This is a genomic window from Actinocorallia lasiicapitis, from assembly GCF_054778695.1.
This window is the reverse complement of sequence record NZ_BAAGZI010000214.1, coordinates 1-9,861: the sequence shown is the minus strand read 5'-3', so window position 1 is coordinate 9,861 and position 9,861 is coordinate 1. Positions and strand designations below refer to the sequence as shown.

General features: G+C 71.6%; 11 protein-coding genes. 5 read left to right on the top strand and 6 right to left on the bottom strand.

What is annotated here, in order from left to right:
* Positions 1 to 421 (top strand): hypothetical protein (locus ACYVE7_RS21555; protein ID WP_460366787.1); only part of this gene is annotated, 421 nt, incomplete at its 5' end.
* A 74-nt stretch (positions 422 to 495) separates the two neighbouring features.
* Here the strand turns inward: ACYVE7_RS21555 and ACYVE7_RS21550 are convergent.
* On the bottom strand, positions 496 to 2,940 hold the full coding sequence (locus ACYVE7_RS21550; protein ID WP_460366786.1) for an RICIN domain-containing protein: 2,445 nt from the start codon (positions 2,938 to 2,940) through the stop codon (positions 496 to 498).
* Positions 2,941 to 3,226: 286 nt separating this feature from the next.
* Here ACYVE7_RS21550 and ACYVE7_RS21545 point away from each other — a divergent pair, with 286 nt between their 5' ends.
* Complete coding sequence (locus ACYVE7_RS21545) at positions 3,227 to 4,228, top strand: LacI family DNA-binding transcriptional regulator (RefSeq protein ID WP_460366785.1); 1,002 nt, start codon at positions 3,227 to 3,229, stop codon at positions 4,226 to 4,228.
* 35 nt (positions 4,229 to 4,263) lie between these two features.
* On the opposite strand, the gene ACYVE7_RS21540 is transcribed toward ACYVE7_RS21545, so the two are convergent.
* The 3 genes from ACYVE7_RS21540 to ACYVE7_RS21530 are packed head-to-tail and all read right to left on the bottom strand — an operon-like array spanning position 4,264 to position 6,398.
* Positions 4,264 to 4,863 (bottom strand): hypothetical protein, encoded by a 600-nt coding sequence (locus tag ACYVE7_RS21540; protein WP_460366784.1) that lies wholly within the window; start codon positions 4,861 to 4,863, stop codon positions 4,264 to 4,266.
* A 1-nt stretch (position 4,864) separates the two neighbouring features.
* Positions 4,865 to 5,368, bottom strand: coding sequence for a SigE family RNA polymerase sigma factor (locus ACYVE7_RS21535; RefSeq protein ID WP_460366782.1), 504 nt, complete (start codon positions 5,366 to 5,368; stop codon positions 4,865 to 4,867).
* Between the two features lie 49 nt (positions 5,369 to 5,417).
* The gene (locus ACYVE7_RS21530) at positions 5,418 to 6,398 is read right to left on the bottom strand and encodes a helix-turn-helix transcriptional regulator (protein WP_460366781.1); all 981 of its coding nucleotides are present in this window, start codon (positions 6,396 to 6,398) and stop codon (positions 5,418 to 5,420) included.
* A gap of 69 nt (positions 6,399 to 6,467) precedes the next feature.
* Between ACYVE7_RS21530 and ACYVE7_RS21525 the strand changes: the two genes are divergently transcribed.
* Positions 6,468 to 7,055 carry a TIGR03086 family metal-binding protein gene (locus tag ACYVE7_RS21525; RefSeq protein ID WP_460366780.1) on the top strand — a complete coding sequence of 196 codons (588 nt, stop codon included), beginning with the start codon at positions 6,468 to 6,470 and terminating at the stop codon, positions 7,053 to 7,055.
* Between the two features lie 78 nt (positions 7,056 to 7,133).
* Here the strand turns inward: ACYVE7_RS21525 and ACYVE7_RS21520 are convergent, their stop codons facing one another.
* Entirely contained in the window at positions 7,134 to 7,598 is a 465-nt protein-coding gene (locus tag ACYVE7_RS21520) for an SRPBCC family protein (RefSeq protein WP_460366779.1), read from the bottom strand.
* Between the two features lie 80 nt (positions 7,599 to 7,678).
* On the bottom strand, positions 7,679 to 8,326 hold the full coding sequence (locus ACYVE7_RS21515) for a DUF2306 domain-containing protein (protein WP_460366778.1): 648 nt from the start codon (positions 8,324 to 8,326) through the stop codon (positions 7,679 to 7,681).
* A gap of 88 nt (positions 8,327 to 8,414) precedes the next feature.
* On the opposite strand from ACYVE7_RS21515, the gene ACYVE7_RS21510 reads away from it, so the two are divergent.
* Together ACYVE7_RS21510 and ACYVE7_RS21505 are read left to right on the top strand one after the other, a co-directional pair.
* Positions 8,415 to 9,440, top strand: coding sequence for a sensor histidine kinase (locus tag ACYVE7_RS21510; RefSeq protein WP_460366777.1), 1,026 nt, complete (start codon positions 8,415 to 8,417; stop codon positions 9,438 to 9,440).
* The coding region (locus ACYVE7_RS21505) for a response regulator (RefSeq protein ID WP_460366776.1) at positions 9,437 to 9,861 on the top strand (425 nt) is incomplete at its 3' end. The genes ACYVE7_RS21510 and ACYVE7_RS21505, both read left to right, overlap by 4 nt.

Below are 9,861 nucleotides of genomic sequence, written 5' to 3'. Positions count from 1 at the left end.
GGCCCGTCCGACCCCGGGCGCGCCCGCCGATCCCGTCCCGCCGCCGGCGGTCAGCGGCGGCCGCAAGATCCGCAGCCTCGCCGTCGTCACCTGCCTTGCGCCCGGCAGCAGCGGGATCCGTCAGACGATCTGCGGTGGCAAGGACACCGACTGGACCCAGACGCCCGCCGGCAACGGCTTCACCCTGAAGAACGAGGCCACCGGCCAGTGCCTGTCGCGCGGCGATGCCAAGGGCGGCGGCCGGTTCACCCTCACCACCAGCGCCTGCGGCGGCCCCTACCAGACCTGGACGCTGGACGGCGGCCACTTCGGCGACCCCGAAGGCAACCTGCTGTTCGCCGACCCCGTCGGCGTCCTCCCCCTCTTCCTGACCAAGCCGTCCCTGCTCAGCATCATCGGCCAGCTCTGGACCCTCATCTGACCGGCGCTCCCGGCGCGTGAAACGGCTCTGCGCCCGGCCCCTCACGGGACCGGGCGCAGAGCGCGTTCATGGGGCTAGCTGATGGTCCAGCGCTGGAGCGCGGAGCCGGTGTCGGTCTGCTGGGTGACCAGCGCGCCGTTGGTGGTGGAAGCGGTCGTCAGGAGCAGGCCGCTGTGCTTGGCGGTGACGGAGTAGCCGCCACCGGTCAGCGCGTTGACGACCCACCGCTGGTTGGCGCCGCCGCCGCAGGTCCACTGGATGATCGCCGTCCCGGCGGTGGTGAAGCCGCCGTTGACGTCCATGCAGAGGCCCGAGTGGACGTTGGTGATCTGGTAGCTGCCGTCACTCTGCAGGCTGAAGTTCCACTTCTGGTTGTTCTGCGTGCCGGGCGCCCAGGTGATGAGCTGGGTGCCGTTGGCGGTGGAGGAGTTCGGGTTGTCGAGCGCCTTGCCGGACGCCGTGAGGGTCCGGATGCCCGAAAGGTCCGCGTTGACGGACCAGGCGATGGTCGTCGAACCCGTCGCCGTCCCGGACGAGGCCGTGACGGTCGCCGTGGACGTCCCCGACGCGGTCGGCGAGCCCGTGATCAGTCCCGAAGCGCTGATCGAAAGACCCGCGGGCAGCCCGGTCGCGCTGTAGGTGAGGGGCTTGCCGAGCGAGTCGGCTCCCGTGACCTGCACGGAGACGGGCTTGCCGACGGTGGCGCTCTGCGGCCCGGGCGACACGACCGTGACGGTCTCCTGCGCGGAGCCGGCGGCGGTGATCGTCAGGGTCTGCTCGGCGGCGGTGCGGGTGCTGCCGACCGTGTTGCCGGTGGTGTTGGTCCAGGCGCGGGCCGGCGTGGTCTCGGCGAGCCGGGTCGAGACGCCCGACAGCGCCAGCACCAGTCCGCTGTACCGGTTGACCAGCCGGAACGTGCCGGTCGACGCGCCCGCCGTGGTCTTGTTCTCCAGGATGAACCACTGCTGGCCGACGGCCGGGCTACCCGAGATCGCCGTGACGATCGGCTTGGTGCCCCACGCTCGCGCACCGGTCGTGGTTCCGACGCCGAGCGCCGCCCCCGTCCCGGAGTTGACGATCGTGTAGGCGCCGTCACCGGTCGGGGCGAACGCCCACGCCTCGCGGGTCGCGCCGGTGGGCGCCGCCGACGTGGTGGACGTCCCGCTCGCGGCCTGCGACAGGACGCGGCCCTCCGCGGTGCCGATCGTGTAGGTCTTGGACGGGTCGAACGGCGCGGTGGCGGGGTTGGCCGCGGTGATCGTCATGTTCCAGTAGCGGCCCGAGGAGCCGCCGGTGCAGCCGAACGAGCAGTAGGAACGGAAGTTCTTGCCGACGATCGTGGAGCTGGTCTTGCTGGTGCTGTCGAGGAACCAGCGGTACCAGGACGCGTTGGTCTGCGACCCCGAGTCGCCGATCTTGGTCCATTTCTGGGTGGCGAGGTTGTCGGTCGCGTAGAACTCCTGCGGCGCGTTGCCGCTCTGGTCGACCGCCTGCGGCTCACCGATGTACAGGCCGAGGTAAGCGTTGTAGGTGATGTCCATGACGAACAGCGGTGACGTCGCCGGAGCGGTCCCCGCGGCCACCTGCTGGGTCACGGTGCCCGTGCTGAGCGGGCTGTACTCCTTGTCGGTGGGGGTGTAGCCGTTGGTGTTCCCGGCCGTCACCGGCACCATGTTGCTCTCGCGGCCGCCGACGCCGGGCTCGCCCCAGCCGCCGCCGTACCACTTCTGCCAGGTCCCGGTCGCCATCTTCCCGGAGATCGGGGCGCGGGCGGCGTGGGAGTAGAACGCCTTCCAGCCGCCGTTCTTGTCGACGATGCGGGAGCCGTAGAGGACGTAGAAGTAACCGGACGCCGCGTCGACGAACAGGCGCTGGTCGCCGTCGCCGTAGTCGTAGGTCTGGTTGGGGAACGCCACGTTGTCGCCGCGCTTGGTGCTGTACGGCGAGGTGATCGCGTGGCCGTTGATCTTCCAGGTCTTGCCCTGGTCGGTGGAGACGGCGTGGTCGATCGCGTCGTAGTGCAGGCCGTCGCCGAAGGGCTGCGGGGTGAACTCGTTGTGGACCAGCCCGTACCAGTCGCCGGTGTCGGGGTCGACCCAGACTCCGGCCAGGTCGCAGTAGTTGCGGTGGGCGTAACTGGCGGTCGAGGGGGCGCTCGTCGCCTCGAGCCCGGTCGGGCTGTTGTTGCACCGCCACGTGGTGTCGTTGTTCTTGTCGTTGGAGTTCGCCGGGTTGACGGCGTTGCTCATCGAGGAGTTGCGGGTGGCGGAGTCGAAGTCCGTGCCGCTGAAGAAGTCCCAGTAGCGCGGGTCGGAGGCGCCGTAGAGCGCCGCGGACTGCTGGAAGTAGAACGAGCCGTTCTTGTCGATGAAGACCCCGGCCGGCGTGTCGGTGGGATGCGACCAGGTGCCGCTCGACGTCACGGAAACGGTGAACGGGCCGGTCGACGGCGCCGCGCCGGCCGGTGCCGTCATTCCACTGCTGAACAGCGCTGCCGCCGTGGCCGCCGCGGTGGCCATGAGTCGGAACGCTCTGTGTGGAGGGGCCACACGTGCTCCTTAGGGTTGCTGGGGGGAGGATCCGTCGGCGGTGTTTCCCGCTGCCGGGGTTGGCCGGACTGTAGACGCCAATTGACCGGTAAAACAAGACCTGATGAAGAACATCCCTCGGCAAAGCCCCGACTGGGCGCGGAATTCGTCGTTTCGAGCGGCCTGGGAGGCTCTTGCGTCGCAGGGGTGGGCGGGGTTAGATTCAGGGATTCCTTTGACCGGTAATGGGGGGCGCGGCTTGGTCACGATGCGGGAGGTGGCCGAGCGGGCCGGGGTGACCAAACAGACCGTCTCCAACGTCGTCACCGGCCGGGTGCGAGTGCGGCCGGAGACCGCCGCGAAGGTCCGCGCGGCGATCGAGGAGCTCGGCTACCGGCCGAACTTGGTGGCCCGTTCGCTGGCCACGGGCGCGACGCGCTCGGTCGGCCTGTTCGTCCCGACGGTGGCCAGCGCCTTCTACTCCAAGATCGTCGAAGAGGTCGAGAACGTCCTCGAGGAGAACGGCTACCACCTGCTGCTGTGCACGACCCGGCATAACGGGGACCGCGCCAAACGTCATATGGCGGGCCTGTCGAGCCGCAACGTCGACGGGCTGCTCATCGCCGGCGACCTCGACCTGGTCGACCATCTCCCGGTGGTGGCCGACGCGAAGTTCCCCATCGCGCTGTGCGCGTGGGAGAGCGAGGTGCCCGACAGCCTGCCCGTCGTCAGCATCGACTATGAGCAGGCCGGTTATCTGGCCGGACGGCATCTGCGCGAGCTCGGGCACGAGCGCGTCGGCGTCCTGGCGAGCCTGCCCGCCCACGACAAACGGCTGGCCGGGTTCCGCCGCGCCTTCGCCGCCGACGGCCGCACCGTCCACGACGCCTGGGTGTTCAGCGACCACGAGCCGACCGCGCTCGGCGGCTTCCAGGCCGCCGCCCAGGCGATCACCGAACTTCCCGGGATGACGGCGCTGTTCGCCACCCACGACGTCCTCACCCTGGGCGCCCTCGAGGCCGCGCGGGCGGCGGCCAGGACGGTCCCCGCCGACCTGTCCATCATCGGCCTCGACGACATCACCGACGTCGCCCACACCCACCCGGCCGTCACCACCGTCGCCATCCCCGCCCAGGAGATGGCCCGCCAGGCCACCGAGCTGCTGCTGCGCTCCATCACCGAATCCCGCAAACCCCCCAACGCCCTCCACCTTCTGCGCCCCACCCTCATCCTCCGCGCCAGCACCACCCGCCTCGCGGACGGCCCGCACGAGCCGTGATCCCGGCCCGTTGGCCGGTCAGGGGGACCGGGGGCTCAAGGAACCTCCCTGCCGCAGGTCACGGCGTCGCAGGTCCCGGTGTGGACGTCGAGGGACCAGGTTCCCGGTTCGGGTGCGTGGCGCCGCAGGCCGTCCAGGTCGTTCATGACGCTGTCGATGCTGTGCGTCTTCAGATACGACCGGGGGATCGCGATCGCCTCGATCACGGTCCGCTCGCCGGGGTTCGTCCAGTTGCGGTACCGCTCGCCGCACGGGTAGGGGTCGCCGTTGATGATGACGATGAGCTTCTGGCAGTGGGAGACGACGACGAGGTCGCGGCCCGTGGCGGTGAACGTCGTCGTCTTCAGCCGGAAGAGGCCTTCGAAGCGGACCTTCTTGGCCAGGCCCATCGCGGTGGGCAGCGGTGCGGGCTCCGCGGTGGGGGGCGGGGTGGACAGGGCCGGGTACGTCGTCACGTCCGGACCGTCGGGCAGGGTGAAGAAGATCGCGGCGACGGCCAGGGCGGCCACCGCGGCGCGCGCCTGGTAGAGGCGCCGTCGTCTGCGGCGGCGGACGTCGTCCAGGAGGCCGGGCGGGGGCTGGAGGCCGTCGGTCTGCGCGCGCAGGGCGTCACGCAGGTCGTCGTGGGTGGGCATGTCAGATCCTCTTCCCGGTCGGGTGCACGTCCAGGAGGCGCGGGTCGATCCGCAGGGTGGCCAGCGCACGGCTGGTCTGGCTTTTCACGGTGCCGACGGAACAGCCCATCGCGGCGGCCGTCTGGGCCTCGGTCAGGTCCTCGAAGAACCGCAGGACGATCACCGCGCGCTGCCGGCGGGGGAGCCGCGCCATGGCGTCGACCAGCGCCGTCCGGGTGTCGAGGGCGCGGAGGCCGTCGTCCTGCGCGATCTCCGGCAGAGCGTCCACGACGACCTCGCGCCGCCACAGCCTGCGGCGGGCGGACAGATGCGCGTTCACCAGGATGCGGTGGACGTACGGGTCGGGGTCGCCCTCGATCCGCCGCCACACCCGCCAGGCCTTGAGCAGCGTCACCTGGAGCAGGTCCTCGGCCTGGCCGCTGTCCCGGCAGAGCAGGAACGCCGTCTTGAACAGCCGAGGCGACCGCTCCGCGGCGTACTCCGTGAAGTCCGGTGGTTCGTGCACGTTTGATCCTCCTTGGAGAGGATTACTCCCCGGGTCGCGGGAAAGGTTGTCAGCCGGTGTAGAGGGCGGTGACCTCGGCCGCGGTGTCGGCGAGCAGGGTACGGGCTTCGGGCGGGGTGAGGACCTCGACGTCGGCGCCGAACGCGAGGAGCCCGCGGACGGCCGGGAGCGCGCGGAAACCGAGCGTCGCGGCGAGCCAGGAGTCGTCGACCGGGACCGGCGGGCCGTGCAGGCACGCGGAGTTGAGCCGGAGGAACAGGCCGAGCCTGCGCCGGTGCACCCGCACCTCGACGGTGACGGCGTCGGGGACGCGCTCCACACCGTCGCGCAGCTCCGCCCAGGCCTCCGCCAAAGTGAGCTCCGCCCGGCGGCGGACCGCCTGGTCGGTCACCTCCGAGGAAAGGACGCGGTCGGCGCGGAACAGGCGCGGCGCACCGTCGAGATCGGCGACCAGGTACCAGACCCCCGCCTTGCTGACGAGGCCGTACGGGTCCACGACATAGGTCTTGGCGTTCGGCTCCGCCGGGTCGTCGCCCGGACGGGGGCTGGCGTGCCGGTACGTCATCGCCAGCCGCCGATCGGTGAACACGGCCTCCTGCAGATCGACGAGCTCGACCTTGGCGGCGGGCTCGCGCATCCACCGCGCCGGATCGACCAGGACCCGGCTGCTGACCTGCTCCGCCGGCGGCCGGTGCGGCGCGGGCAGCGCCGCCATCACCTTGCGCAGCGCGGACGCCATCGCGGAGCCAAGACCGAGCGCGTCGTGCGTCCCCTCGGTGGCCAGCACGAACAGGGCCCGCGCCTCGTCGCTGTTCAGCCCGGTCAGGTCGGTCCGGAACCCGGGCAGCAGCGCGATCCCGCCGCTGCGCCCGCGGGACGCCCACACCGGGACCCCGGCCGCCGACAGCGCCTCGACGTCCCGGTAGATGGTCCGCACCGACACTTCGAGACGTTCGGCCAGCTCGGACGCCGGCACCTGGGCCCGGGTCTGGAGCAACAGCATGATCGAGAGCAAACGGTCGGCGCGCATCGCTAAATCATGACACTGGATGTCAGGTAAGGGCGGGAGAGTGGCGTCAACGACAACGAAGGAGCACCCATGGACCCGCGCCCGAGCCTCGCCCTCGCCCTCGACCAGATCGAACGCCTCGCCCACCGGATCGAGCCCGCGCTGCTCGACCATCCCACCCCGTGCACCGAGTTCGACCTGCGTACCCTCATCGGCCATGTCGTCGGCGCTGTGCACCGTATCGCCTACATCGGCGAAGGCGGCTACTTCCTGGACGTGGCACCGGCGACCGGCCCGATCGAGGACACCGGCTGGCCCGCGGCCGTCGCCCGTGCCAAGCACCGGGCCGTCACCGCCTGGGCGGACGACGCCAAACTCCAGCAGCAGGTGGAGGTCCCCTGGGGGAAGGTCCCGGGGTTCGCGGCCGTCGGCGGCTACGTCATGGAGGTCACCACGCACACGTGGGATCTCGCCCAGGTCCTCGACCCCGGTGCCGCCCTCGACCCCGGTCTGGCCGAGCAGGCCCTCGCGATCGCCACCGAGGTCCTCCCGGCCGACATCCGTTCGGACGAGTCCCTCCCGTTCGGCCCCGTCCAGCCCGCCCCGGCCGGCGCCGACCCCTACACCCGTCTGGCCGCCTGGATGGGCCGCAGCACCACGTGGAATACGCCCGCCTGACCCCGTGCCGCCCGGACGCGGCGACGAGTCGCCGAACGTCCGGGCGGGGGGATCAGTGGGGGGATCAAAGGGGACGGATCAAGCCGGCTGCTCGACCGTTCTGGCGAGGATGCCGAGGGTGGCGCGGAGGGCGGCTTCCGGGATGACGGGGAAGATGCCCTTGTCCCGGTACGCCTCCTCGATCTCGCTCCAGTCGTAGTAGGAGGTGACCATGGTGCCGGTCTCGATGGGTTCGAGCCGGTAGCCGTACAGGTGCCGGGGCTGGATCCGGCCCTTGACCGTCCATTCGATCTCGGTGTCCTGCTCGAACCGGGTGATGGTCACGGTGACGTCGTACTTGCCCAGCGGGTAGTCGTTGAGCGCCTCGCGGTCCATGTGGACCACGTACGTGTCGCCGACCTGCTTGACCGGTTCGCCGTCCGACGACTGCAACATGCCGGAACTGTCGATGGCGACCTGCCCCCGAGGATCGCTCAGCACCGCGAACACCCGCTCCGGCGGCGCGGCGATCGCCCGCCGCACTTCGAACCGCTCAGTAGTCATGCCGATGATCTTTGCACGAAGATCACGGGGCGTTTGCTCCTGGGCTGAGTATTTCGGGGTCGCACTGCGCGCCGAACTCGCTAGGCAGCGGGCGTCGGGGACCGGCGGAGGAGGAGTTCGGCGAGCAGGAGGTTGGGGACCCAGGACAGGAACGGGACGACCTGGTAGGCCCGGTCGAAGGCGACGGCCGGATCGGCGTCGTGCTGCGCGAGGAGCAGCAGGATGATCCAGAGCCGCAGGGTGACGCCCGCGTAGGTGACGGCGAAGACCCGCAGCGCCCAGCGGCGGTGCCCCCGCAGGTCGCGGCGGCGGATCGCCCGGAAGGCCGCGACGGCGGCCGACAGCCAGAGCACGGCCAGCAGCCCGAATCCCGCGGTGCCGACCGGGCCCGCGTGGTTGACCGGGGCGATGAGCAGCCCCGCGATCCCGGCGGGGACGATGGCGAGCAGGACGACCCGGCCGCAGACCCGGTGGAACCCGGGGAGGCGGTCGCGCAGCCGGCCCGAGAGCTGGAGCGGGATCAGCAGCAGGACCAGCCCGCTCGCCACGATATGGACGTACAGCGCGGAACGCACCCAGAGCGGACGGGTCGCGTAGTCGGCGGCCAACCCCACGTCCTCGGCGGCCAGGGCGTCCAGGGGCGCGGTGAGGTAGGGGAGGGGCGCGTAGACCGCGATCGCCGCGGCGCTCAGCGCCAGCCACCACAGTCCGGCGGTCTTCTTCGTCATGGGCCAGAAGGTAGGAACTCCGGTAGCGGGCGCGCTTCACTCGCCCGAGTGATTCGCCGCCCGTCCGTTTCGGGGGAGGATGCGAGCCATGCGGATCTGGCTGTCCGGCGGGCTGATGGCGCTGTCGGTGGTGGCGGGCCTGGCCCTCTCGGTGCCCCCGCCCTATCGGGAGCCCGACGTCGCGGGCGTGGCGCTCTGCCTGGCGGGCGCGCTGACCCTGCTGTGGTTGCGCCGCCACCCGCTGCGCGCCCTCGCCGGGGCGTGCGCGGTGCTGCCGGTCAACGCGGCCGCCGGATACCCCGGGACGCTCGTCCACTGGCCGTTGTGGATCGCGCTGTTCGCGTGCTTCGCCGCCTACGGTGACCTGCGGCGGCGGACGCTGTGCTGCGCGGTCTTCCTGGGCGCGCTCCTCGGCTTCCTGGCGTTGGACCGCGCCCCGGCCGACGCGCTGCCCGGCATCGCCATCGGCCTGCTGATCTCGACCGTCGGCGGCGACGCGCTGCGCAGCCGCCGGGCCTACGCCGCGGAGAACGAGGCGCGGGTCCTGCTGGAGGAACGCGCCCGGCTGGCCCGCGAACTCCATGACGCCGTCGGCCACGCGGTCAACGTCATCGTGATGCAGGCCGCGGTCGGGCAGCGGGTCTTCGGCTCCGATCCCGCTTTCGGCAAGGACGCCCTCCGGCAGGTCGAGGCGCTCGGACGCAGCGCCCTCACCGAACTCGACCGGCTCGTCCACGCCCTCGACGGCACGGCCGAGCCGGACCTGAGCGCTCTGGCCGACCGGGTCCGCGCCGCCGGCCGGTGCCTGGAGCTGGACGTCGGCCCGGTCGACCTGCCGCCCGACGGCGCGAACGCCCTGAACCGGATCCTCCAGGAAGCCCTCACCAACGCCCTCCGGCACACCGGCGCCGGACGGATCCGCGTCACCCTCGCGCAGCACGGCCCGGAAATCCGGCTGGAGGTGCTCAACGAGGCGCCCGGACTCGTCCCCGGCCCGCCGGGACGCGGCCTGGCCAACATGCGCCACCGCGCCGCCGAGCAGGGCGGAACCCTCCGGGCGGGTGCCACCGCCGAGGGTTTCCAGGTCTGTGCGACCCTTCCGGCCCTCGGATGATCCGGGTCCTCCTCGCCGACGACGACCCGCTCGTCCGCGCCACGCTCCGCACCCTGCTGACCAGCGAACCCGGCTGCACCGTCGTCGGCGAGGCCGCCAACGGCCACCAGACGATCACCGCGGCCCGAGCCCTGCGCCCCGACCTCGTCCTCATGGACGTCCGGATGCCGGGCCACGACGGCGTCCACGCGACCCGCGAGATCACCTCGTGGCCGCCGCCGCGTCCACGTGTCCTCATGCTCACCACCTTCGACCTCGACGCGATCGTCGACGACGCCATCGCGGCCGGCGCCGACGGTTTCCTCCTCAAACGGGCCACCCCCGACGAGCTGGTCGTGGCCGTCCGCGCCGTCGCCGCCGGCGAGGCCCTGCTCGCGCCGCAGATCACCCGCCGCCTCCTGGCGTCGCTGGCGGCGCGGCC